Annotated in this window: 12 protein-coding genes and 3 pseudogenes; 12 read left to right on the forward strand and 3 right to left on the reverse strand. The window is 58.6% G+C overall.

The window, feature by feature from the left end:
• Nucleotides 1–142 precede the first annotated feature (142 nt).
• The 10 genes and pseudogenes from LXM88_RS02345 (at nucleotide 143) to LXM88_RS02390 (ending at nucleotide 12,314) form a co-directional block, all read left to right on the forward strand.
• On the forward strand, nucleotides 143–280 hold the full coding sequence (locus LXM88_RS02345) for a hypothetical protein (protein ID WP_262530373.1): 138 nt from the start codon (nucleotides 143–145) through the stop codon (nucleotides 278–280).
• 37 nt (nucleotides 281–317) lie between these two features.
• Entirely contained in the window at nucleotides 318–455 is a 138-nt protein-coding gene (locus LXM88_RS02350; RefSeq protein WP_262531599.1) for a hypothetical protein, read from the forward strand.
• 29 nt (nucleotides 456–484) lie between these two features.
• Nucleotides 485–6,070, forward strand: coding sequence for an RHS repeat-associated core domain-containing protein (locus LXM88_RS02355; protein ID WP_262531600.1), 5,586 nt, complete (start codon nucleotides 485–487; stop codon nucleotides 6,068–6,070).
• Between the two features lie 243 nt (nucleotides 6,071–6,313).
• Nucleotides 6,314–6,861, forward strand: a pseudogene (locus LXM88_RS02360) (IS6 family transposase); the annotation flags it as partial.
• An 834-nt stretch (nucleotides 6,862–7,695) separates the two neighbouring features.
• Nucleotides 7,696–7,944: pseudogene (locus LXM88_RS02365) on the forward strand (IS6 family transposase); the annotation flags it as partial.
• Nucleotides 7,945–8,137: 193 nt separating this feature from the next.
• On the forward strand, nucleotides 8,138–9,649 hold the full coding sequence (gene istA / locus LXM88_RS02370; protein WP_262531624.1) for an IS21 family transposase: 1,512 nt from the start codon (nucleotides 8,138–8,140) through the stop codon (nucleotides 9,647–9,649).
• Between the two features lie 4 nt (nucleotides 9,650–9,653).
• Nucleotides 9,654–10,442 carry an IS21-like element helper ATPase IstB gene (gene istB, locus LXM88_RS02375; RefSeq protein WP_262531593.1) on the forward strand — a complete coding sequence of 263 codons (789 nt, stop codon included), beginning with the start codon at nucleotides 9,654–9,656 and terminating at the stop codon, nucleotides 10,440–10,442.
• An 85-nt stretch (nucleotides 10,443–10,527) separates the two neighbouring features.
• A pseudogene (locus LXM88_RS02380) lies at nucleotides 10,528–10,974 on the forward strand (IS6 family transposase); the annotation flags it as partial.
• A gap of 106 nt (nucleotides 10,975–11,080) precedes the next feature.
• Entirely contained in the window at nucleotides 11,081–11,482 is a 402-nt protein-coding gene (locus tag LXM88_RS02385) for a hypothetical protein (protein WP_262531601.1), read from the forward strand.
• A gap of 142 nt (nucleotides 11,483–11,624) precedes the next feature.
• Nucleotides 11,625–12,314: an IS6 family transposase gene (locus LXM88_RS02390; RefSeq protein ID WP_412524095.1), complete on the forward strand. Its 690-nt coding sequence runs from the start codon at nucleotides 11,625–11,627 to the stop codon at nucleotides 12,312–12,314.
• 40 nt (nucleotides 12,315–12,354) lie between these two features.
• On the opposite strand, the gene LXM88_RS02395 is transcribed toward LXM88_RS02390, so the two are convergent.
• From LXM88_RS02395 to LXM88_RS02405, 3 genes are all read right to left on the reverse strand, one after another.
• Nucleotides 12,355–15,180: an RHS repeat-associated core domain-containing protein gene (locus tag LXM88_RS02395; RefSeq protein WP_262531603.1), complete on the reverse strand. Its 2,826-nt coding sequence runs from the start codon at nucleotides 15,178–15,180 to the stop codon at nucleotides 12,355–12,357.
• Nucleotides 15,181–15,480: 300 nt separating this feature from the next.
• Entirely contained in the window at nucleotides 15,481–16,170 is a 690-nt protein-coding gene (locus LXM88_RS02400; protein ID WP_412524066.1) for an IS6 family transposase, read from the reverse strand.
• A 114-nt stretch (nucleotides 16,171–16,284) separates the two neighbouring features.
• Complete coding sequence (locus LXM88_RS02405) at nucleotides 16,285–19,155, reverse strand: RHS repeat-associated core domain-containing protein (RefSeq protein ID WP_262530372.1); 2,871 nt, start codon at nucleotides 19,153–19,155, stop codon at nucleotides 16,285–16,287.
• An 858-nt stretch (nucleotides 19,156–20,013) separates the two neighbouring features.
• Here LXM88_RS02405 and LXM88_RS02410 point away from each other — a divergent pair.
• Both LXM88_RS02410 and LXM88_RS02415 read left to right on the forward strand, forming a co-directional pair.
• Nucleotides 20,014–20,151, forward strand: a complete 138-nt coding sequence (locus LXM88_RS02410) for a hypothetical protein (protein WP_262530373.1) — start codon at nucleotides 20,014–20,016, stop codon at nucleotides 20,149–20,151.
• Nucleotides 20,152–20,188: 37 nt separating this feature from the next.
• Nucleotides 20,189–25,903 carry an RHS repeat-associated core domain-containing protein gene (locus tag LXM88_RS02415; protein ID WP_262530374.1) on the forward strand — a complete coding sequence of 1,905 codons (5,715 nt, stop codon included), beginning with the start codon at nucleotides 20,189–20,191 and terminating at the stop codon, nucleotides 25,901–25,903.
• Nucleotides 25,904–25,921: the final 18 nt, after the last annotated feature.

Here is a 25,921-nt window from a genome sequence, read left to right on the forward strand (position 1 = left end):
GCGAGAGGAGCGTGTGGTTAGGAAAGATAGGCCGGGAATGCGCGAATCGCAATTCCAAAATAGGCGGTCAAGAAATTTCACTCAACTTCACCTTAATTCACATTACCGGGTGCATAGAATTTAGAGCGACGTTGGATTGGGAATGACCCAATCGCACTGGCATCTTCCAACCATTGAAGCGCTAGCCGCGCAGGGCAAGCGCGTGACGACGCGGTTCTGCCGCTTCACCCGGACCGGTGTGCGCGGCCGCGCCGGGATCGGTAGCGTGAAGGCGGACTGACCCGTGCACGGAAGTCTCGACCTCGAGGAGCATTGAAATGAATGAGAAGACGGGCAAGCACGGCGCGAAGAGCGCCAGGGACGCAGGTTCAAGACCACTGGAACAGCTGGCCGACAGCCCGTCGCAGATCTTCACGCAAGCGGCCGGCATGACGGGGCTGTCGTATATGACCTGAATCCGCGTACCGGCCTGCTGCAGGCGTCGATGGTGCTGGGGCAACTGTCCTACGGGATTCAGGCGCCGGTCGGTTTTGCCTATGTGGTCTATCTGGGGGCGACCAACTACTACCGCTTGTCCGCCAGTGACGCGCAGTCCCCGACGCTGGCGAGGGAGGCATTCGGATTCAACGTTCCGCTGATCAATCCATGGGGCAGCGGCAAGATGCATTTGTCGGACGGGACCGTCGACACGCTCATGAATCTGGCCGGCAATGAGCCGACCCTGCAGTATCACCGGCTCAACGACATGAAGATTCAGCGTGTGAGCGGGGCAGGGCGATCCGGGTTTCAAGTGACCTATAAGAGCGGGGCCGTTGAATATTACAATGCTGATGGGGTCATTCTCCGGCGGTGCATGCCGTCCGGGTTCTGGCTGGACTTCGAGATTGAACAGAGCCCGGCGCAGAACCGGTACCGGCTCAAGTCGGTGAAAAGCAACAACGCATCGTCCAGCGCCCTGAACATCACCCATGGCGATGTCGCCGACATCAGCGGGACGGTCAAGGAGGGGCGCAGCACGATCGATGTCGTGCAAACGCTGGACGGCCAGAGTATGGCGACGCAGTGTGTGCTGCGTCATACGCAGTGGAGTCCCGCGGACAATCAATACCTGAACGCCTACGTCGAAAAGATCAGCTTGCCCAACGATCCGGATCGCTGGATCGAGTTTGCCTATCGTGACTTCGGCAGCGAGTCGAATCGCGGGATGGTGCTGGAAAAGATCGTCGCGCCAACGGGCGAGTACCTGCGCGTCAAGGCATGGGGTACAGCGAAATACTATGACGACCCGAGTGCGACGCCGCCGGTCTCGGTGACGTATCCGGTCGTCACGACGCTGGAAGAGGGCAACCAGAAAGGGACCCAGGAAGCGGATCCGCGTACGATCACGTATACATATTCTCCGGACAGCAACTGTACCGGCTACTATCCCGGGCGCAGCGCGCCGCTGCCGGATCAGGATAACTGCATCCTGATCACGAATGGCGCATACACATACTCGTCCAAGGCCAGCTATCTGGACCGAACCATTGAAACCACCTACAACCGGTTCCATTTACCGGTCAAGCAAACGACGGTGGAAAAGAAACAAGCGGACGGTAGCTGCTACGCCATCGAGGTCAGCTACACGTACCCGCTCAAGGCGGGCGACATCTCCAGCCAGCCCGCCGAGTTTGCGTTGTGGGAGAGGATGACGACCACGTACCTCGAGTACGCCACAGACGGCACCAAGAAGAATGAACGCACGGTGCTCGACCAACGCAGCTTCGATCAGTATGGGAATCCGCTGGAGTTGACTCAGTCGTCGGGTATCCAGCAGATATTCGCCTACTACCCCATCGACTCCACCGAGGCGGTCGGGTGCCCGCCCAGTCCCCTGTTTGTGCGATTTGTGAGGCAAGTGGAGACATTCCCCAATGCGGCATCCGCGATTCAACCGCCGAAGCAGACGACCGAATCGACCTATACGCGAATCAATGGCATTCCGTACACGGATTCGATAACGGGAAACCCTGTATCCCCCTATATGGTCCTGGAGAAGGAGAGCAAGGCCAATGGCGTGGTGATGGGGCAGTATCAGTATCTATCAACCGCTCCATCAAACCCTCCATCAAACCCGATGGATCCCATGCTCATTCTGAATGGTGTGCAGTCACAGAGTTCGGTCACCTCGACGCTCGGCTCGGGGGCGGACAGCGTTACCTTGACCAATACCAGCATTTCTGCTTGGTCGGTGACTTCCCAGGCCGACGGTGGGTTGCGGGTCACCTGCGAGCAACGCTCGATGGCACAAAAAGGAAACGATCCGGTCCAAGCCGCGCTTGGCGGCACGGTTCGCTTCAATCCGTCATTGGGGCGGGTGCTGGAGGAGCGCGCGCCAACCGGCGCGATCACCCGCTATGAATATAATGGCCGGAACTGGCTGATCAAGAAGACCGCCTATGCGGATACGCCGTATCAGGAAATCGAAACCTACGATTTCAAGTATTGGGCTCCGGTTTTTGCGGATGATGCGTCGACACCGGCCGTCGACCTCGGCGTGTGGGCCAACCGGTCCGAGGTGACCTATCCCAATGGCCGCAAGGAATATCAATATCTGGATCGCGATGGCCTGTTGATCTACGTGGGCCATGCCGACAGCAACCAATACAACGAAATCTCGCAGGTGACGCGGTACAACCGGGAGGGGCCGGCGCCGGTGGTCGCGGAAAGTCTGGCGATCGATTATGTCGGCGCCCTCAAAGATCAACCAATACAAAACCGCACCCTCTTTGCATACCGGCTGTTCGGCCTGGTCCGCACGCAATATGCGGATGGTACCGCAGATGTGGTCGAGAACAACCTGGCGGCGACGCCGCCCTATCAGCAGATCCGCAAGGGTGGCCAGACGGTGGATTACAAGACGGAATACAACGACTATGGTGCTGTCAGTCGGACCAGTGTGACCTATCTGGAGGACGAGTCCAAGCCGGACTCAAAGACAACCTCGGCCACGCAGCTGAACGAATATGACGGTTTCGGTCGGCTCGTGAAGACGACACAGCCCGATGCCTATGCGGTTCCGGTCTCGTTCGAGTACGATCAGTTTGACCGGGTGACCCGACAGACCTGTGGCACCGACGTGACCACGTACACGTATAGCGCGCAGATTCCGATCATGAACGAGCTGTCGCGGATCCAGGCGAGCGCGAACGGCGTCAGCGTCATGGACGCGAGCCGTGAATTTGACGGGTTCGGTCGCATCATCCAGCAGACCGAGCCGGGGCTTGACCGGTCTAATAAACCTCAACCGATAACCAAGACGTTGCGGTATCCCGACAACGAGAATCCGCAGCCCGAATCCGTGACCTGCAATATTGGGGTCATCGATTACGAATATCAGCACCTCACCCAGATGTTGCTGGGGACGGATTATACGCGCGGGACGAATGCCGAAGCCGGCCCCACGGCGCGCACGTATTCGTACAACCCTAGCACCAAGCAAATGAGTGCCTGTAACGCGGAGGCGTATGATGCCAGCGGCGCTCAGGATCAGTCTACCGGGTACAACTGGCAATATAATGCTTACGGCGTCGAAACGGAATTCGACGCAACATATAAGGATGCGAGTGAGGGATGTGCTGCGACGATAAAATATGAATATTCAAAATTCTCCAGCTTCCAGGAGAGGGCAAGCGTGCAACGCGATCGTTTTTCTCCAGGTTATACGGGTTATAATGTGGAAAGTTTCTTTGACCCCATGTGCGGGAGAATGGAGCGTCGAATATTTGATTGTAATGCCGACCCAGGATCTGGTCGGGGATTTTATGTTGTTGTGTCTTATATGCAGGATCCGAAAAAACCTGGGGCTGGCGAGGTGGAGCGTATTACGGTCTCGTATAGTCCAGCCGGGGCAATGCTCATGGATGTTGACTTCACATATGATCAATATGGAAACGAGAAATCGAGAGAATTCTTCATTTATGGCCCGAATGGGCGCACGTCTGTCGCGAGCTTCTCAAACAAGATAAGGTTTACATCGCAGATATACAGCGCTGCAAGCAAATGGGGGGTGCCGGTCGAGGGAGGGGGGGATGAAGAACTATCCTACACTTATGAATCGCAATATCAGCAACTGATTGGAGCTAGCCATACGGGGGAAACGGGCGCCGATCATGAATATGCTTTCAGTGACTATGAAATGATTGGATTTTATCGCTTCAAGGATGTGGAATTCAAGAATGCCAATGGTCACGTTGTGCGGTCGTGTGAATACAAATACATAAACGACCAGATTGTCGACGCTTACCATAAAGGAGCTGGCAACCCCACAGATAATTATCTTTCTCGTAAGCCGATTTATGATGGAAGCGGGAACGTTTCGAGCAGCACGGGGTATACCCAAGCCCCATCCTCACTCGCGGAAAGCACGAGCGAGATGTATGCCTTCGATCTGTGCCGATACAGTCCGCTGAACCAGCTGACTGGACTAGTGATCAGCGAGGTGTTCCCTCCTCCGCAGCCATTACGTTATTATGCGTACCGTTACGATGGGTTGGGTCAACTGATTCAGACGGTACCGTCTTCCGTTAACAACCGTGGCGAGGGTACGGTCACGCGGATCTACGATCAGGGCGCGCTCCTCGGCGAATTGGGCGACCCGGCGGCGGATGACGTCGTCCAGACCCTTTACCTCCAAGTCAACGGCATCCTGTTGGGCCGGTTCCTGTTGAAGCGCGACAACCGCGGAGAACTCAGCGAAGAACTCGAGTTGTTCTGCACCGAGGAGTCGGGGACAGTGCGCGCCGTCTATCGATATGTGGCCGGCGAGCCCAGCGTGCCTCTGGCCGGCGCTCGTTACGAATATTCGGACTATGGCGCCCGGTATGTTGTTGCGGCGCTCCCGAGTAGAGATATTGCGCCGTCCGGTGCGATAGCGAACGAATCCCAGAGAGCCGTGCTACCTGCAGGCGCAGAGGTCGACCCGCCGTTGGCTGACCCCGTGTCGGCAGCGGCCAAGACCAGCCTGCTCGACGCGCCGATCGGCTTTAATGGCTACCTGCGGGATCCGGTCACCGGCTGCTATGTGCTGGGCAACGGCTACCGGTTCTATAACCCGTTGCTGCGCGCCTTCCATTCCCCAGACGGGTTGAGCCCGTTTGGCGAGGCCGGCATCAACCGCTACCAGTACTGCAATCTCGATCCGGTCAATAATTCCGATCCGTCCGGGGCGGCTCCAGCAGCTGGGGCGGAATGGCAATGGTATCACTACCTTTACTCTTCGATTGTCTACGCGGCAATGGCTACACCACTCGCTGCGATCGCCGCGCCGTACGCAGTGCGAGAATCCCTTGATATCGCGGCATGGTCGACATCCGAAAGCCATCCGAAACTTTCGAGGACCTTGACGCACACGAGCGAAGGCATTGGCTTAGCCCAGTTCTTTGTGGGAAGTATGGTCGGCGCCGCCGCGGGGCCCATGATGGGGGCGTCTCGTGCAGGTGTCGGCAGCGCTGCCAGGATTGCGATGACCTCATCCCGATCCCCTTCAATGACCTCCCTCCTTTCCCGATCCACTTCAATGACCTCCGTTTCTTCCGCGAGGTCTTCCAGAGGAAGCCCGACGCGAGTACTTGGTAGATTCTTGTCTACTTCGGCTCGCCGCAGCTCGGACTCAGATAGTTTAGTGTTTGCTGGCTATCATGGCTCGACTGCCTCGAATGCTCAATCCTTAAAGGCAGGATTACGTTTGGGACCTATGGGCACGGCCTCAGGGACTGAAAGAGGGCCAGGGTTCTATTTGTCACCAATGCGGAATATGGCTCAGGATTTTGCCGATTCGGCGGCCTACTATAGTGAAGGGGTTGCGAAGGTTTTCGGAGTTTATGTACATAACTATCGTTCTGCTATGACTGGAGTAAATATGAATTGGGGCGCGCTTGGAGGCGGTGGATTTGGGAGACCCTTGGTAATGGAGGAAATTGAGGTGGTTTTAAGGCCGTCGCTATATAGAGGCGTTTCCATCAGAAGCATTCCGGAATTTATGAGAACACGAGGTATGTTGCCAACCAAATCTGTATCGACAATCTGGTAATCTTTTTGGCGGTATTGTCGTGCATGGGCGCCCCCGGTTTGCCAAGCTTTCGGGTTCTGTCGCGATAAGGAAGTCAAGGCGCATCGATTCTAGAATGTATAGGAATCCTTATGCAGCCAGCGCGTAGAATTGCTCGGCGGCCGTCTGGTTCTTGCGAACTGCCTTCATTGGCTCTGTCGCAGTAAGACGGTCTGGTAAGCGTGCGTGATCGAAATGTAGGCGAAGTGAGCGATGCAGCAAGGCATGAATGCGATCCTGAAGCGGGTGTTCCAGCGACTGCATTACCCGTTCGACGTGATCCTGCTGTGCGTGCGCGGGTATGTTGCGTACCCCCTGAGCCTGCGCCACCTCGAGGAGATGATGGCCGAACGGGGCGTGTCGGTGGACCATTCGACGGTACATCGATGGGCCATCAAGTTGCTGCCGGTGCTGGAACAGGCGTTCCGTCGGCGCAAGCGGCCGGTCGGAAAAAGCTGGAGGATGGACGAGACGTATATCAAGGTCAACGGTGCGTGGAAATATCTCTACCGGGCCGTCGACAAGGCGGGCAACACCATCGATTTCCTGCTGCGGGCTCGCCGGGACAAGGCTGCCCGTCGGTATTTCGAAAGATCGATCGAGCAGAACGGTGCACCCGAGACCGTGACGATCGACAAAAGCGGGGCGAACCTGGCGGCGCTCAAGGACATCAACGCCACCCGTGAACAGCCGATCAAGATTCGTCAGCAAAAATATCTGAACAATATCGTCGAGCAGGATCACCGAGCATCAAGCGCCGAACCCGGCCGATGAGTAAGCGCCCGAGCAGTACCGTAGTGCAGGTTGTTGACCGCGGAGCTCTGCGACGCTATCGGATGGGCTCGACGCGAGCAGTAGTAGAGACGAGGAGGCCCGCGCGCGAGCTCTACCGGTATTAGCGGGCGCTCCCGAGCAATTCGCGGTGATTATCGCCGCACTCGAGGCGGCAGCGGACGTACTTTCAGTCGAGGAAGCAGACCGCCTGTGGACCCAATTGAAAGCGATCGCGCGCACATTGAAGCGAGCTGGGCATACGCGGCCACGGGTTGCTCGCCCCCGACCGGCAGCGCTTCCCGGTCAACGAGATTTCTTTGGTGAGATCGAAGCGATCGAGAAACGGGCAGAGCAACGAGAGTCTGCTGAGCTCGAGTAGGCACGTCAGGCAACCCTGTCGCTTGGCCGGTGAAGTCGGGCTGGTTTTTTCGGCTCAGACCCGAGCACTCCTCGGCCATCTACAGCAACGACATTTGGTTCGACAGGCCTTCGGGAACGGCGTAGTCCTTTTCCGTTGCGGTCCCGTCCCGCCGTCCATTGGGGAGCGCATTACCGCTTCGTTCTGCGTTTCCGTAGTCCGGAAGATGCTTGCACAGCCAGGCGGACCCAAGCACATCGGACGAGAACACTGACCTGCCCGGTGATATTCGGACCAGTTGAAACTTGAGAGAATGGCTTCCAACGGAGAAAGGAAGTCATGAAGAAGAGCCGGTTTACCGACGAGCAGATGGTGACGATCCTGCGTGAGGCGGACAAGGCGGTTCTGTCGCAGTAAGTCGGTCTGGTAAGCTTGCGTGATCGGAATTGAGGCGAAGTGAGCGATGCAGCAAGGCATGAATGCGATCCTGAAGCAGGTGTTCCAGCGACTGCATTACCCGTTCGACGTGATCCTGCTGTGCGTGCGCGGGTATGTTGCGTACCCCCTGAGCCTGCGCCACCTCGAGGAAATGATGGCCGAACGGGGCGTGTCGGTGGACCATTCGACGGTGCATCGATGGGCCATCAAGGTGCTGCCGGTGCTGGAACAGGCGTTCCGTCGGCGCAAGCGGCCGGTCGGAAAAAGCTGGCGGATGGACGTGACTGTCACGGATCGCCGTTATGGAGCCAATCCGTGATCGGCATATAGGCGCCACCTGATGATCGGCGCATAGGCGCCAGTCCAGGATCGGCGTAAAGACGCCAGCAGCGCCGGGGCAAAGGCGCGGTTCGAACTTTCCTAGTCGGTACGCTCTGTTCTTTTTGAACGGAGCGTCCATGGCCAATCGGAGGTTCGAATTGTTTGAGTATCGCCAAGTCCTTGTCCGTATGCGGCAGGGCGACTCCGACCGCGACATCGCGCGCGGCGGACTGATGGGACGCAAGAAGCTCACGAGCGTACGCCGCGAAGCACAGACGCGGGGTTGGCTCGATCCCACGCAACCGTTGCCGGACGATACGGTTATTGCAGGGGTCTTCGGCCGCACGCCGCATCTGCCGAGTACCTGTGTGTCGACTGTGGAGCCGTTTCGCGAGCAGATTCGCAACTGGCTCGCGGCTGGCGTTCAGGGCACCACGATCCACGCCGCACTTCGCCGCAACCACGGCTACACCGGTAGCTACTCGGCAGTTCGCCGTATGGTTGGGCATCTTGCCGCCGAGCGCGGCGTGGCTGCCACGACGATCCTCGAGTTCGCGCCGGCCGACGCGGTGCAGGTCGACTTCGGCGCCGGTCCCGTGCTGAGCGTCGAGAGCATTGAGGTTCGGACGTGGATCTTCGTGATGACGTTGTGCTGGTCGCGTCACCAGTACGCCGAGATCGTGCTGGATCAAACCGTCGAGACGTGGCTGGCTTGCCACCGGCGCGCCTTCGAATGGTTCGGCGGCCGGCCTAGCCGGATCATCATCGACAACGCGAAGTGCGCGATCATCCGAGCCTGCCGGTACGATCCGGCCGTACAACGCTCCTACGCGGCGCTTGCCGAGGCCTACGGCTTCAAGATCGACGCCTGTCCGCCACGCGATCCCCAGAAGAAAGGCGTCGTCGAGTCGGGCGTCAAATACGTCAAGAAGTCCTTCGTGCCGCTGCGCGAGTTCCGGGATCTGGCCGATGCGAATCGGCAGCTTCGCGAGTGGGTCCTGCAGGAAGCCGGCACACGCACGCACGGCACGACCCACGAGCAACCGCTCGCGCGCTTCGCGATCGAGAAGCCGCTGCTCGCGGCGTTGCCGGACGTGGCGCCGGTGATCTCCGTCTGGAAGGAAGTCAGCGTCCACCGCGACGGCCACATCGTCTACCGCAACGCGCTGTACTCGGCACCGTATGCACTGGTCGGCAAGCCCCTCTGGCTGAAGGCGACCGACACGGTCATCCAGTTGTACCACCAGCATCAGCTCGTCGCGACCCACCCGCGGCAACGGGCCGGTGGTCGCCATACGGTCCGGGACCATCAGCCGCCCGAAGCTCAGGCCTGGCTCGAACACGATCCGCAGTGGTGTCTGGCCCGGGCGAAGGAGATCGGGCCGTCGTGCCACGGCGTGATCCTCGCGTTGTTCAACGACACGGTGCTCGTGAACCTGCGCGGCGCGCAGGGCCTCATCCGGCTGCGCGAGCAGGTCGGCGACGCCCGGCTGGAAGCGGCCTGCGAGCGCGCGCTCGCCTTCAGCAGCCCGAAGTATCGCACCGTCAAGGGCATCCTCGACAAGGGCCTGGAAGGCCAGGCCACCACGCGCGCTACCGCGATGCCGGGCGGTACCTACCAGGACGGCGGCCGCTTCGGCCGTGACCTTCAATCCCTGCTGATCCACTGAATCCATGAATCCGAGTCCCGAACTGAATTCCATCCTCAAGCAGCTTCGCCTGTCCGGCATCCTCGACTCGCTCGAACAGCGCAACCGCGAGGCCATCGACGGACAACTTGCCTACACCGAGTTCCTCGCGATGCTGCTGCACGACGAGGTTGCCCGCCGCGAGAACCGCAAGCTCGCCATCCGCCTCTCGCGTGCCGGCTTCGCCATCGGCAAGACGCTCGAGTCCTTCGACTTCGACCTGCTGCCCGCCTTGAACCGCGCCTACGTCTACGATCTCGCGGCCGGCCGCTATCTCGACGAGAAGGTCTCGATCCTGATCGCCGGGCAGACAGGCACGGGCAAGAGCCATCTGGCGCAAGCGCTGGGACATTGCGCGGCCCGACAGGGGCGCGACGTGCTGTTCATCTCGCAGACCGAGCTGTTCAAGCGGCTGAACGCCGCGCGCGCGACCGGTACCTACGAACGCCGGTTCCAGCAGTTCGCCAAGGTACCGCTGCTGATCGTTGACGACTTCGCGCTTAAACCTCTGCATACCCCGCAGGATGAGGACTTCCACGATCTCGTGGATGCCCGCTACGAGCGCGCGGCGACGATCCTCACATCGAATCTGCACTTCGATGAATGGGGCGCCGCGTTCCCCGACAACCGCATCCTCGGCACAGCAACTCTGGATCGGTTACGCCACGGCGCCTACCGGCTCGTGCTTGAAGGCGACAGCCGACGCGCACCGAAACCCATGCCTGATCTGCCCCAAAATACAGTTGCCAAAAACGGTAAAAAACCGCAACCTTGAAACCGTTCGAACCCGCGCTTTACCCCAGTTCTACTGGCGCCATTACGCCGATCATCCCCGGCTCCTTTACGCCGATCCGTGACACGAGACGTATATCAAGGTCAACGGTGCGTGGAAATATCTCTACCGGGCCGTCGACAAGGACGGCAACACTATCGATTTCCTGCTGCGGGCTCGCCGGGACAAGGCCGCCGCCCGTCGGTATTTCGAAAAATCGATCGAGCAGAACGGTGCACCCGAGACCGTGACGATCGACAAAAGCGGGGCGAACCTGGCGGCGCTCAAGGACATCAACGCTACCCGTGAACCGCCGATCAAGATTCGTCAGCAAAAATATCTGAACAATATCGTCGAGCAGGATCACCGCGCCATCAAGCGCCGAACCCGGCCGATGATGGGCTTCAAAGATTTTCACTGCGCTCGCATCCTGCTCGGTGGTATCGAAGTGATGCACATGATTGCCAAAGGGAAAATGAAGGTAGTTCACAAGAGCCAGACGGCCGCCGAGCAATTCTACTCTTTGGCTGCATAAGGAATCCTATACGTTCCCGAGTTTATGCGTCTGGACATCCTTATCGCGACAGAACCCTCTCGGGTCGGCCTACCGAATCAGCATGGCTGGCGGGGAAATCCTCGGAATGGACGATGCTGAAATTTGGTCAAGCACAATGAAAAATCTGATTCCTGACAAGGAGGCACGTAAATTTGTCAAATCTCTAGCTCATCAAGGGATGCGAGAATTTGCACTCGAGCAATTTTATCAAGCAACAGGAGATACATACGAGCTTGCACACCGAACAGGAGAATCCGATTTTCTCATTCAGACAAGCGGCAGGTCCGCGAATATTTTTTATCGATATTCCGTATCCTACAGCGGCTTCACCCCTCCGGGATCCGACACCCAAATAAATGCCAGTGGGCGCTTAACGCTCCAATATGCTGTTCAGCCGAATTTCAGAGATATTGAGCATCCGCTTATAGTTGGATCTAGCCAGGAGCATTCCTATGGAATAATGACAGTGCTTACCAGACCAAATTGACGCGCAATCCTCGCAACTTAAGGATGTCTAAGGGTATTGTCAACTTGTTCGATGAACGGACGAGCAGAGGTTCTGTCGCAGTAAGGCGGTCTGGTAAGCTTGTGTGATCGGAGTTGAGGCGAAATGAGCGATGCAACAAGGCATGAATGAGATCCTGAAGCAGGTGTTCCGGCGACTGCGTTACCCGTTCGACGTGATCCTGCTGTGCGTGCGCTGGTATGTTGCGTACCCCCTGAGCCTGCGCCACCTCGAGGAAATGATGGCCGACCGGGGCGTGTCGGTGGACCATTCGACGGTGCATCGATGGGCCATCAAGGTGCTGCCGGTGCTGGAACAGGCGTTCCGTCGGCGCAAGCGGCCGGTCGGAAAAAGCTGGCGGATGGACGAGACGTATATCAAGGTCAACGGTGCGTGGAAATATCTCTACCGGGCCGTCGACAAGGACGGCAACACTATCGATTTCCTGCTGCGGGCTCGCCGGGACAAGGCCGCCGCCCGTCGGTATTTCGAAAAATCGATCGCTCAGAACTGTATGCCCGAAACGGTGACGATCGACAAAAGTGGGGCCAATCTGGCGGCCCTCAAGGACCTCAACGCGACCCGCGAACAGCCGATCAAGATTCGTCAGAGAAAATATCTGAACAACATCGTCGAGCAGGATCACCGCGCCATCAAGCGCCGAACCCGGCCGATGATGGGCTTCAAGGATTTTCACTGTGCCCGCATCCTGCTCGGCGGCATCGAAGTCATGCACATGATCGCCAAAGGGCAAATGAAGGGCGATCGCAAGAACCGGACGCCAGCCGAGCAGTTCTACTCATTGGCTGCATAAGGAATCCTACCCATCTCCGCGTCCTCGCGCCTGTACGTCCTTATTGAGAGGTGGCTGCGCGAATTCGGCGTTCCCCAGTATATTTGCCGAAGTGATCTACTTGATAGGCTTCGCGGATGTTGGTGGAGGAAATCCCGCGAGGGACTGCGATCTCCTTTGCGTATTCATAGAATCGGTAACCTCGGCCATTCCATGAACCATGTTTTCTAAGCTCTGAATTTACGTCTATGCCGGTTTGCGGGTTTTCGGTTACATACACCCATCCGCCACTCCCCATTTGATTGGCATATATCCTTGCTATTTTTTCTTCCGATGTAAATGAGACAAAGATGCTGTCGATGTTTTGTTGGACATAATCGGCGAGTTTATCGGACATTCCTCGCGCCTGAAATCCGGAAGTGAATATTTCGCACGGGGGTCTGGTGTCGCCGCGGAATATGAGCTTTCCGCCTTGCGCCTCGAGTCTTATGAGCTCCTTCGTTGATGAGTGTGCGTTGTACTCGGGGTTGCCGGGATTTTTTGTTGCTGATGGAGAAAGGTTTGCGTCGCTTAGATCCTCGTTGATATTCGTGAATTCTGGGGATTTTTCTGGCGACAAGGAGAATCTATTTTTTGCATCGAAATCAAGTTCGGAGAATTCGCTTTCCGGAATGGATGGAAATAAATCTCTTAATATACTCTTGTAAGCTTCCCATGATTCGGTCGTTTCATAGGCAAGGTGGATGTTTTCTAATGGATGGCCTTCGTTTACGAGGTCGTCCACGGTAAATAATCCGTACTCGTCTAGCATTGAAATTGGATTGTTCGCGACCATGCAGAAGAGGTTGAGCCCGTCGACGAGCCCGGCGGGGTCGGGGTTGATCCATCGGCCGAGCCAGGCCGCGTAGTAGCGCAGGCCGTAGTAGTACAGGCCGGTGGCGTCGCGCTCCTGGCCCGAGTAGCGCACGTACTTGTACTTGGCCTCGGAGTCGCTGCGGGCGGACCACACCGCGGTGCCGCCATACGGGTAGTACTCTTCCCAGGTCAGGACATCCGCCTGCGCATCGAGCTCGAGCATCGACGAACCGATCTGGTCATCGAGGCTGTAACGCTGCTGGTCGTTCTCGATGGTGGGCGGTTTGCCCCTCACCCAGTGCAAGACGCGTACCGACTGGCGGCCGGCGGCGCCGAGGGTGAGCACCTGTAGGAACTCGACGAGGAAAGGTTGCCCGCCGTCGACGTAGGTCTGCTCGGTCTGACGCAACTCCAGCCCCGGCAGGTAACGCACGCGCTCGGTGCGGGTGGTGCCGCTGGTCTTTGTGGTCGCCAGCTTGGTTGCCCGCTGGCCGGCGCCATCGTACCAGTACATCTCGGTGTCGTCGTCATCGCCGCTGCGCACGATCTGGGTGGTGCGCTGCAACTGGTTGCGGCTGTCCCAGCCGAGCAGCTGGCCGGGGCCCAGTTCCTTGAGGTTGCCGCAGGCGTCGAAATAGCCGTTCACGTCGCCGGGCGTGAGGCCATGGGTCTGCGGCACGGCGTGGTTCGAGGTGCGGGCGACCACCATCTGCTGCGTGTAGGGCGTGGCGCCCTGATGGCGCATGGTGGTGAGGTTCGCACCACGATCGTAGGCGTAGGTGCGCGTGTAGTTGGTGAGCTCGCCGATTTCCTGAAAGAGCGGCACGATCGGCGGCGGCAGCGCCTGGCTCTGGCGGCCGGCGTTGGCGTTTTCCCGTCCGGTGGCACGCGTCAGCTGGTACAGCGCATCGTAGGTGTAATGGCTCGCGGGCGCGACGCGCTGATTGCGCGTGTAGCGGGTGGCCTTGGCCGCGTCCTCAATCGCGAGCAGGTTGCCGATCGGGTCGTACTGGTACGACAGCGCCTGCAGGACCGGCGAGCGGCCGGATTGAGTGGGACGGGTAGTGCGCAACTCGGCCAGCCGCTGGGTCTGCGGCTCGTAGGTGTAATCGGTGACGACGCCGTTGCCGGCGGCTTCGTGCAGCACCTGGCCGGCGGCGCTGTAGGTGATGGTGCGCAACAGCGGCTGCCAGGTGGACTGGCCGGCCAACTGCAGGTCGCTCGTGGCGAGCTGGCCGGCGACGTCAAAGCGCTGGCGCTGGCGGTTGCCACGCGCATCGGTGCGCTCAACCACCTGGCCGAGCGCGTTGTAGGCCCAGCGGCTGGTGTAGGTGTCAGGGGCGAGGTCGCCGGCCCAGGCAGCCGGATCGTCATCGGTCCAGTCGCTGTCAAGCACGTCGTCGCGCAGGAACTGCTGGCGGGTGGTCAGCGGTTGGCTGGCGAGGTCATAGGCGGGCGTGACCGTAAGGCCGGCGGGCGACCACGCTTGCAGCAGCTTGCCGCGCAGGTTGGCGTCGGGCGAGGCGGTGGCATCGCCATACACGAAGCGTTCGCTGACGCGCGGCGCGGTGAGGCCGGCCTGCTCGGTGACCGAGACTACGCGGTGCAACTGATCGTAGGTGCGGCGCAACTGCTGGTCGCGGCTGTTGTGCTGCCAGGCGATGCCGCCCATGATGTCGTGGAGCAGGGCGCGTGCGCCGGCGTCCTGGCTGTGGACCGCGAGGGGCTGACCGGAGAGCGAGCGAACGTAGCGGAAGTTGGGCGGTACGGCCGGATCGAGGCGCTGCTCGTCAAACAGGCGGGGATCGATACTGGAATCCAGGTGGCCGCGCACGGACCAGGTCTGGCGCGAGACGAGTTCGTCGATCGGATCGTCGCCGGAGGAACGGTTGTACTGCACCGTACGCACCGTCAAGCCGCGGTTGTCGACTACGGTGACGACCGGAGTGCCCTGGCAGCGATGTGCAGTCGCAGCATCGGATACGGTCGTCATGTTACCAATGCTCCCAATAAAGCGGGCGGTGGTGGTCACGCTTGTCACATACGTGACACATGCGTGACACAAACGTCAATGCAATCCCGCCGGCCACGTTGAAAAGGTAATCATTTGTGCGCTGATGAGCAACTGTCTTACCTGGCAAGCCGTGTGGATGGACTCATTCCACGGCTTTCCCGTTTTCGCGATGGCGTTGAGGATAGTCAGCAGCTTTCGCATGCGGGAAATCAGATTTTTTCATTAAAATCAGTAAATTAGATCGCGATGCGGCGGATTTTTTGGTTCTGTCGCGATAAGGATGTCCAGACGCATAAACTCGGGAACGTATAGGATTCCTTATGCAGCCAAAGAGTAGAATTGCTCGGCGGCCGTCTGGTTCTTGCGAACTGCCTTCATTTGCCCTTTGGCAATCATGTGCATCACTTCGATACCACCGAGCAGGATGCGAGCGCAGTGAAAATCTTTGAAGCCCATCATCGGCCGGGTTCGGCACTTGATGGCGCGGTGATCCTGCTCGACGATATTGTTCAGATATTTTTGCTGGCGAATCTTGATCGGCTGCTCACGGGTGGCGTTGATGTCCTTGAGCGCCGCCAGGTTCGCCCCGCTTTTGTCGATCGTCACGGTCTCGGGTGCACCGTTCTGCTCGATCGATTTTTCGAAATACCGACGGGCGGCGGCCTTGTCCCGGCGAGCCCGCAGCAGGAAATCGATAGTGTTGCCGTCCTTGTCGACGGCCCGGTAGAGATATTTCCACGCACCGTTGACCTTGATATACGTCTCGTCCATCCGCCAGCTTTTTCCGACCGGCCGCTTGCGCCGACGGAACGCCTGTTCCAGCACCGGCAGCACCTTGATGGCCCATCGATGCACCGTCGAATGGTCCACCGACACGCCCCGTTCGGCCATCATTTCCTCGAGGTGGCGCAGGCTCAGGGGGGACACAACATACCAGCGCACGCACAGCAGGATCACGTCGAACGGGTAATGCAGTCGCTGGAACACCTGCTTCAGGATCGCATTCATGCCTGGCTGCATCGCTCACTTCGCCTCAATTCCGATCACGCAAGCTTACCAGACCGACTTACTGCGACAGAACCAGAGCACCCTAGGATAAAAGAGAACTCGCTTGCCAAATGGCTACAAGAAGCGTCTCAGGTCACCCCACGCGCGCGCGAATCGGGAACCGGCCCTGCCGAGCCGCTTATGTAAATCTTTGGGTGGTTGGTTTTTCATTTGCCGGTCAACCCCACTCTGCGCGTCACCCGATTTGACATGAATATTGCTCTTATTTGAAAGAAATTTTGAAATGGTTTCTTCGTGCTCCCCTTCCACCAAGGCAGAATCGGTCTTATTGCGTACGCGCATCGTGTCCTCAATGAACTCTACGCGGCTGCTCTTCGCCGTCTTAATGGCGTTTACGCGCTTACACATCGCGTCCTCAATGCCCCCTAGGCGCATACTCACCACGTCATCAACGATCTCAGTGGCCATGCGGATTGCGGCGCCACTGAACTCTTCTATTGCCGTCAGATAAGAGGTGGCGAGGGCGGAAATTTCACCAAAAATCGCTATCTCTTTCGAGTTATTTTCGAGCAAAATTTGGGCGTCAAGCGCGATGGTTTCTTTGTTAAATGGATAATTGATTGATTTTACTGATTTCTCTGATTCGCTAATCCTTGATTCCAATTCCCCTAGCGCGCCGAGCGTATCTGCGGTGTTTTTCTGAAGAAATTTCAATATTTTTTTGTTGTAGTGGAGCTTTTGGATAACATGGGATCTCATTGGCTTCATGTGATCCTCTGTTATTCGATCTGCGTCAATTTGGAATGCATCCGTTTGCTGATGGGGGCGCAGGCAGCTTGTTACGATATTCGCCATGTTGAGAAATCCGCTATAGTGCTCTCGGCGTTCTGTTGTCAGTTTGGATGATGTCGTGCGTGTAAGCCCCTCTGGGTCGAGTAACACGATCGGATTATTCGCGACCATGCAAAAGAGGTTGAGCCCGTCGACGGGTCCGGCGGGATCGGGGTTGAGCCATCTTCCGAGCCACGGCGCGTAGTAGCGGAACCCGTAGTAGTACAGGCCGGTGGCGTCGCGCTCCTGGCCCGAGTAGCGCACGTACTTGTACTTCGCCTCGGTGTCGCTGCGCGCCGACCACACTGACGTGCCGCCAAACGGGTAGTACTCCTCCCAGGTCAGGATATCCGCCTGCGCGTCGAGCTCGAGCATCGACGAGCCGATCTGGTCGTCGAGGCTGACGCGCAGCTGGTCGTTCTCGATCGTCGAGGGTTGGCCCAATTCCCAATGCAGCAGACGCACCGACTGGCGGCCGGCCGCGCCGAGCGTGAGCACCTGCAGGCGTTCGACAGGCGTCGGCAGGGTCTCGCCGGTGCGGGTCTGCTCGATCTGGCGCAGCTCGAGTCCGGGCAGGTAGCGCACCCGCTCGGTGCGGGTGGTGCCGCTGGTGCGGGCGGTGCCGAGCTTGGTGGCCCGCTGGCCGGCGCCGTCATACCAGTACACCTCGGTGTCGTCGTCGAGGCCGCGGCGCACGACCTGGGTGGTGCGCTGCAGCTGGTTGCGGCTGTCCCACGCGAGCGGCTGGCTCGCGCCCAGGGCCTTGAGGTTGCCGCAGGCGTCGAAATAGCTGGCCACGTCGCCGGGCGTGAGGCCGTCGGTCTGTGGCACCGCGCGATTCGAGGTGCGCGCGACCACCATCTGCTGCGTGTAGGAGGAGCGGGTGCCCTGATGCTGGAGGGTCGTGAGGTTGGCGCCGCGATCGTAACGGTAGGTGCGCGTGTAGGGGGTCAGCTCACCGATTTCCTGGAACAGCGGCACGATCGGCGCCGGCAGCGCCTGGCTCTGGCGGCCGGCGTTGGCGTTCTCGCGGCCGGTGGCGCGGGTGAGCTGGTACAGCGCGTCGTAGCTGTAATGGCTGGCGGGCGCGACGCGCTGGTTGCGGGTGTGGCGGGTGGCCTTGGCCGCGTCGTCGATCGCCAGCAGGTTGCCGACCGGGTCGTACTGATAGGACAGCGCCTGCAGCAGCGTGGTGCGCCCGGCCTGGGGCGGACGGGTGGTGTGGAGTTCGGCCAGGCGCTGGGTCTGCGGCTCGTAGGTGTAGTCGGTGACGACGCCGTTGCCGGCCTCCTCGCGCAGCACCTGGCCGGCGGCGCTGTAGCTGATCGCGCGCAGCAGCGGCTGCCAGGTGGACTGGCCGGCCAGCTGCAGGTCGCTGCCGGCGAGCTGGCCGGCGACGTTGTAGTGTTGGCGCTGACGGTTGCCGCGCGCATCGGTGCGCTCGAGCTCCTGACCGAGCGCGTTGTAGGCCCAGCGGGTGGTGTACGTGTCGGGCGCGAGGGCATTGGTCCAGCGGGCCGGATCGTCGCTGGCCCAGTCGCTGTCGAGCACGTCGTCGCGCAGGAACTGTTGAACGGTGGCCAGCGGTTGGCCGGCGAGGCTGTAGGACGGCGTCTCGGCCATCCCGGCGGGCGACCAGGCCTGCCGCAACTGGCCGCGCAGGTTGGCGTTGTCGGCGGCGGTGGCGTCGCCATAGAGGAGGCGCTCGCTGATGCGCGGTGTGGCGGGGCCGGTCTGCTCGGTGACCGAGACCAGACGATGCAGCGTGTCGTAGGTGCGGCGCAACTGCTGGTCGCGGCTGTCGTGCTGCCAGACGACGCCGCCGTCGGAATCATACAGTGCGGTCTGCTCGCCGGCGTCCTGGCTGGCGATCGTGAGCGGCTGGCCGGACAGCGAGCGCACGTAGCGGAAATTGGGCGGCACGTCCGGGTCAAGGCGTTGCTCGTCGAACAAGCGCGGGTCGATGCGCGTCATGAGGTAGCCGCGCGCGGACCAGCTCTGGCGCGTGATCAGCTCATCCAGCGGATCGTCAATCGCCGTGCGGTTGTACTGCACGGTACGCACGACCAGGCCGCGGTTGTCGATCACGGTGAGCGTCGGGGTGCCCTCGCAGCGCCGCGCGGTGGCGTCGTCGAAAACGGTGGCAGCACTCATGATCTCAGCACCTCATAGAGGCCTTGTTCTGAAGGTTTGTCACCAAATTGGTTGCGTGAGCAACTATGCTGCCTTGACGCAAACCGCTTTGCCGAAGCTGTTCCACAGGTTCGCGAGGTTCGCGATGATCACGCCCTCGCGCTGCTGCGATTCGATTTGGCGCGTCAGCAGTCGCGATCCGATGCAACGCATAATCCGCGAGATCTGCGCCTATGAAGCCGGTGATCTGGCGCATCGCCCAACCGAACAACCGATAGAACGTGTAGATCAACTCGATGTACGCCCGGGTGTAGGTCTGTGCTCGCCCCGACACGCCCCGCACATAAGGCGTGTCGTTGACGAACCGCACTTTCAGATCCCCGTGTGCGCCGTAGAGGTGAGCTGTCCGCGCCACGCGCCACTTCAGGCCGACGTTGTAGGCGCGCGTTCGTAACGCGGTACGTCGGCTTCGGGCGTTTGCACGGCGCGTCGGATTTCAGCATGATTTTGTAAGATACTGAAAGCTCACGGGTTAGATATATCGATTCGTCTTTCTACACGCCCTCAGGCAGTCGCACAAGCACCCTTGGCAAACAAATCTGAACAGCTTCGGAAAAGCGGTTTGCGCCAAGATAGCATAGTTGCGCCAGCAACTAACTTCGCGACCAACTTTCAGAACAAGGCCGCGTTGGCCGAGCCTATTGAAATGGGAGCGGATGCAAATTTTAAAATCCGGCACGAGAGGCGCGTGTGATTAGGAAAAATAGACTGGGAATGCGCGAATCGCAATTCAAAAATCGGTGGTCAGGAAATTTCACTCAACTTCACCTTAATTCACATTACCGGGTGCATAGAATTTAGAGCGACGTTGGATTGGGAATGACCCAATCGCACTGGCATCTTCCAACCATTGAAGCGCTAGCCGCGCAGGGCAAGCGCGTGACGACGCGGTTCTGCCGCTTCACCCGGACCGGTGTGCGCGGCCGCGCCGGGATCGGTAGCGTGAAGGCGGACTGACCCGTGCACGGAAGTCTCGACCTCGAGGAGCATTGAAATGAACGAGAAGACGGGCAAGCACGGCGCGAAGAGCGCCAGGGACGCAGGTTCAAGACCACTGGAACAGCTGGCCGACAGCCCGTCGCAGATCTTCACGCAAGCGGCCGGCATGACGGGGCTGTCGTATGACCTGAATCCGCGTACCGGCCTGCTGCAGGCGTCGATGGTGCTGGGGCAGCTGTCCTACGGGATTCAGGCGCCGGTCGGTTTTGCCTATGTGGTCTATCTGGGGGCGACCAACTACTACCGCTTGTCCGCCAGTGACGCGCAGTCCCCGACGCTGGCGAGGGAGGCATTCGGATTCAACGTTCCGCTGATCAATCCATGGGGCAGCGGCAAGATGCATTTGTCGGACGGGACCGTCGACACGCTCATGAATCTGGCCGGCAATGAGCCGACCCTGCAGTATCACCGGCTCAACGACATGAAGATTCAGCGTGTGAGCGGGGCAGGGCGATCCGGGTTTCAAGTGACTTATAAGAGCGGGGCCGTTGAATATTACAATGCTGATGGGGTCATTCTCCGGCGGTGCATGCCGTCCGGGTTCTGGCTGGACTTCGAGATTGAACAGAGCCCGGCGCAGAACCGGTACCGGCTCAAGTCGGTGAAAAGCAACAACGCATCGTCCAGCGCCCTGAACATCACCCATGGCGATGTCGCCGACATCAGCGGGACGGTCAAGGAGGGGCGCAGCACGATCGATGTCGTGCAAACGCTGGACGGCCAGAGTATGGCGACGCAGTGTGTGCTGCGTCATACGCAGTGGAGTCCCGCGGACAATCAATACCTGAACGCCTACGTCGAAAAGATCAGCTTGCCCAACGATCCGGATCGCTGGATCGAGTTTGCCTATCGTGACTTCGGCAGCGAGTCGAATCGCGGGATGGTGCTGGAAAAGATCGTCGCGCCAACGGGCGAGTACCTGCGCGTCAAGGCATGGGGTACAGCGAAACACTATGACGACCCGAGTGCGACGCCGCCGGTCTCGGTGACGTATCCGGTCGTCACGACGCTGGAAGAGGGCAACCAGAAAGGGACCCAGGAAGCGGATCCGCGTACGATCACGTATACATATTCTCCGGACAGCAACTGTACCGGCTACTATCCCGGGCGCAGCGCGCCGCTGCCGGATCAGGATAACTGCATCCTGATCACGAATGGCGCATACACATACTCGTCCAAGGCCAGCTATCTGGACCGAACCATTGAAACTACCTACAACCGGTTCCATTTGCCGGTCAAGCAAACGACGGTCGAGAGAGCGAGGCAAGCGGACGGAAGCTACTACGCCATCGAGGTCAGCTACACGTACCCGCTCAAGGCGGGCGACATCTCCAGCCAGCCTGCCCAGTTTGCGTTGTGGGAGAGGATGGCGACCACGTACCTCGAGTACGCCACAGACGGCACCAAGAAGAATGAACGCACGGTGCTCGACCAACGCAGCTTCGATCAGTATGGGAATCCGCTGGAGTTGACTCAGTCGTCGGGTATCCAGCAGATATTCGCCTACTACCCCATCGACTCCACCGAGGCGGTCGGGTGCCCGCCCAGTCCCCTGTTTGTGCGATTTGTGAGGCAAGTGGAGACATTCCCCAATGCGGCATCCGCGATTCAACCGCCGAAGCAGACGACCGAATCGACCTATACGCGAATCAATGGCATTCCGTACACGGATTCGATAACGGGAAACCCTGTATCCCCCTATATGGTCCTGGAGAAGGAGAGCAAGGCCAATGGCGTGGTGATGGGGCAGTATCAGTATCTATCAACCGCTCCATCAAACCCTCCATCAAACCCGATGGATCCCATGCTCATTCTGAATGGTGTGCAGTCACAGAGTTCGGTCACCTCGACGCTCGGCTCGGGGGCGGACAGCGTTACCTTGACCAATACCAGCATTTCTGCTTGGTCGGTGACTTCCCAGGCCGACGGTGGGTTGCGGGTCACCTGCGAGCAACGCTCGATGGCACAAAAAGGAAACGATCCGGTCCAAGCCGCGCTTGGCGGCACGGTTCGCTTCAATCCGTCATTGGGGCGGGTGCTGGAGGAGCGCGCGCCAACCGGCGCGATCACCCGCTATGAATATAATGGCCGGAACTGGCTGATCAAGAAGACCGCCTATGCGGATACGCCGTATCAGGAAATCGAAACCTACGATTTCAAGTATTGGGCTCCGGTTTTTGCGGATGATGCGTCGACACCGGCCGTCGACCTCGGCGTGTGGGCCAACCGGTCCGAGGTGACCTATCCCAATGGCCGCAAGGAATATCAATATCTGGATCGCGATGGCCTGTTGATCTACGTGGGCCATGCCGACAGCAACCAATACAACGAAATCTCGCAGGTGACGCGGTACAACCGGGAGGGGCCGGCGCCGGTGGTCGCGGAAAGTCTGGCGATCGATTATGTCGGCGCCCTCAAAGATCAACCAATACAAAACCGCACCCTCTTTGCATACCGGCTGTTCGGCCTGGTCCGCACGCAATATGCGGATGGTACCGCGGATGTGGTCGAGAACAACCTGGCGGCGACGCCGCCCTATCAGCAGATCCGCAAGGGTGGCCAGACGGTGGATTACAAGACGGAATACAACGACTATGGTGCTGTCAGTCGGACCAGTGTGACCTATCTGGAGGACGAGTCCAGGCCGGACTCAAAGACAACCTCGGCCACGCAACTGAACGAATACGACGGTTTCGGTCGGCTCGTGAAGACGACACAGCCCGATGCCTATGCAGTGCCGGTCTCGTTCGAGTACGATCAGTTTGACCGGGTGACCCGGCAGACCTGTGGCACCGACGTGACCACGTACACGTATAGCGCGCAGATTCCGATCATGAACGAGCTGTCGCGGATCCAGGCGAGCGCGAACGGCGTCAGCGTCATGGACGCGAGCCGTGAATTTGACGGGTTCGGTCGCATCATCCAGCAGACCGAGCCGGGGCTTGACCAGTCTAATAAACCTCAACCGATAACCAAGACGTTGCGGTATCCCGACAACGAGAATCCGCAGCCCGAATCCATGACCTGCAATATTGGGGTCGTTGATTACGAATATCAGCACCTCACCCAGATGTTGCTGGGGACGGATTATACGCGCGGGACGAATGCCGAAGCCGGCCCGACGACGCACACGTATTCGTACAACCCTAGCACCAAGCAAATGAGCACCTGTAACGCGGAGGCGTATGATGCCAGCGGCGCTCAGGATCAGTCTACCGGGTACAACTGGCAATATAATGCTTACGGCGTCGAAACGGAATTCGACGCAACATATAAGGATGCGAGTGGGGGCTGTACTGCAACGATAAAATATGAATATTCAAAATTCTCGAGCTTCCAGGAGAGGGCAAGCGTGCAGCGCGATCGTTCTTCTCCAGGTTATACGGGTTATAATGTGGAAACCTTCTTTGACCCCACGTGCGGGAGAATGGAGCGTCGAATATTTGATTGTAATGCCAACCCAGGATCTGGTCGGGGATTTTATGTTGTTGTGTCTTATATGCAGGATCCGAAAAAACCTGGGGCTGGCGAGGTGGAGCGTATTACGGTCTCGTATAGTCCAGCCGGGGCAATGCTCATGGATGTTGACTTCACATATGATCAATATGGAAACGAGAAATCGAGAGAATTTTTCATTTATGGCCCGAATGGGCGCACGTCTGTCGCGCGCTTCTCAAACAAGATATTGTTTACATCGCAGATAACCAGCGCTGCAAGCAAATGGGGGGTGCCGGTCGAAGGAGGGGGGGATGAAGAACTATTCTACATATATGAGTCGCAATATCAGCAACTGATTGGATCTAGCCATAAGGGGGAAACGGGCGCCGATCATGAATATGCTTTCAGTGACTATGAAATGATTGGATTTTATCGCTTCAAGTATGTGGCATTCAAGAATGACAATAGTCAGATTGTGCAGTCGTGTAAATACGAATACGTAAACGACCAGATTGTCGACGCTTACCATAACGGAGCTGGCAACCCCACAGATAATTATCTTTCTCGTAAGCCGATTTATGATGGAAGCGGGAACGTTTCGAGCAGCACGGGGACTTATTCCCCAGCCCCATCCTCACTCGCGGACAACACGAGCGGGATGTATACCGTCGATTGGTGCCGATATAGTCCGCTGAACCAACTGACCGCGCTAACCATCGACGATGTATTTGCGCGGCCGCCGGAAAATCAGCCTCGGCGTTATTCGTACCGTTACGATGGGTTGGGGCAACTGATTCAGACGGTACCGTCTTCCGATAACAACCGTGGCGAGGGTACGGTCACACGGCTCTATGATCAGGGCGCGCTGCTTGGCGAACTGGGCGACCCGGCGGCGGATGACGTCGTCCAGACCCTTTACCTCCAGGTCAACGGCATCCTGTTGGGTCGGTTCCTGCTGAAGCAAGGTGATCGCGAAGAACTGGAGCTGTTCTGCACCGAGGAATCGGGGACGGTGCGCGCCGTCTATCGGTATGCGGCTGGCGAGTCCAGCGTGCCTCTGGCCAGCGCTCGTTACGAATACTCGGACTATGGCGCCAGGTATGTTGTTGCGGAGCTCCCGAGTGGAGATATTGCACCGTCCGGTGCGATTGCGAATGAATCCCAGAGAGCCGCGCTACCTGCAGGCGCAGAGGTCGACCCGCCGTTGGCTGACCCCGTGTCGGCAGCGGCCAAGACCAGCCTGCTCGATGCGCCGATCGGCTTTAATGGCTACCTGCGGGATCCGGCCTCCGGCTGCTATGTGCTGGGCAACGGCTACCGGTTCTATAACCCATTGCTGCGCGCCTTCCATTCCCCAGACGGGTTGAGCCCGTTTGGCAAGGCCGGCATCAACCGCTACCAGTACTGCAATCTCGATCCGGTCAATAATTCCGATCCGTCCGGGGCCTGGTCGTGGGAGGACGTCGACCGCGCAGTTAGAGTGGGTGTTTTTCTTTGGAGTTGGGCGCAGGACCCGCTCAGAATCAATTACTACGCCAGAAATCCTGGTCAGGCATTTAAGGATGTTGGGCAGAGCATAGCGCAATCCGATCCGGCCTATCAGCCGGATCCGAACCAATCGAACTATTACATTCCGAAAGTGGCGCGAGTTTTTCAGCATTTTGGTGAAGGAATCGATTTGGCTGTGTTTTTTGGGGGGAACCTGCTGAGTGCTGGCGCGCCATTGCTGTCGGGATGGGGAGCAAAAGCCGGCGTCGGCGCGGGTCGCGCAGGTTCAATGAGGATGTTGGGAAGCAATGCTTGGCGTACGCCGAGGAATACCGTTACCATTCACCGCTTTGCTTCAGATGGTAGATACGAACGTCTTGCGCGTGAGAGTTTCGTTTACGCCAGGAATGCTTCTGGTAGACGCGTATGGATGTCACGCTTTGAAGTCAGAGGCTCTTATGTTGATGATATAGTTAGGGGCGCGTATAGAAGAGGTCGAGATGTGACAATCCTATCAGGAACTCACGGGGATGAAACTGGATTTCGTTCGGCGGCTCACGTTGAGAGGAAATTTTATCGCGACGATGTTAGAAGATTTAGACCATATCCAAATGTTAGAGTTGTGAATATGGCTGGATTGTCGGAATCTCAAATTGGAAATATCGTTAACGGTCCGGATGAGGTCATAGCATCTTTTTGCTATAGCCGGAATGATAGCGTTTTAAGGAGTTCATTGCAGCTTAATCCAACGGTTTCTTATGTGTCACCGCCTGGGTCTTTCTGAGGAAATCCGCGCAACTTA

The organism is Burkholderia sp. S-53, assembly GCF_025560745.1.
Lineage (GTDB): Bacteria > Pseudomonadota > Gammaproteobacteria > Burkholderiales > Burkholderiaceae > Burkholderia > Burkholderia pyrrocinia.

Excerpts from the sequence above, each read along its gene's own strand:
- LXM88_RS02345 (WP_262530373.1), top strand. The coding sequence starts at position 143 with ATGACCCAATCGCACTGGCATCTTCCAACCATTGAAGCGCTAGCCGCG.
- LXM88_RS02350 (WP_262531599.1), top strand. The coding sequence starts at position 318 with ATGAATGAGAAGACGGGCAAGCACGGCGCGAAGAGCGCCAGGGACGCA.
- LXM88_RS02355 (WP_262531600.1), top strand. The coding sequence starts at position 485 with ATGGTGCTGGGGCAACTGTCCTACGGGATTCAGGCGCCGGTCGGTTTT.
- istB (WP_262531593.1), top strand. The coding sequence starts at position 9,654 with ATGAATCCGAGTCCCGAACTGAATTCCATCCTCAAGCAGCTTCGCCTG.
- LXM88_RS02385 (WP_262531601.1), top strand. The coding sequence starts at position 11,081 with ATGGACGATGCTGAAATTTGGTCAAGCACAATGAAAAATCTGATTCCT.
- LXM88_RS02390 (WP_412524095.1), top strand. The coding sequence starts at position 11,625 with ATGAATGAGATCCTGAAGCAGGTGTTCCGGCGACTGCGTTACCCGTTC.
- LXM88_RS02400 (WP_412524066.1), bottom strand. The coding sequence starts at position 16,170 with ATGAATGCGATCCTGAAGCAGGTGTTCCAGCGACTGCATTACCCGTTC.
- LXM88_RS02405 (WP_262530372.1), bottom strand. The coding sequence starts at position 19,155 with ATGAGTGCTGCCACCGTTTTCGACGACGCCACCGCGCGGCGCTGCGAG.
- LXM88_RS02410 (WP_262530373.1), top strand. The coding sequence starts at position 20,014 with ATGACCCAATCGCACTGGCATCTTCCAACCATTGAAGCGCTAGCCGCG.
- LXM88_RS02415 (WP_262530374.1), top strand. The coding sequence starts at position 20,189 with ATGAACGAGAAGACGGGCAAGCACGGCGCGAAGAGCGCCAGGGACGCA.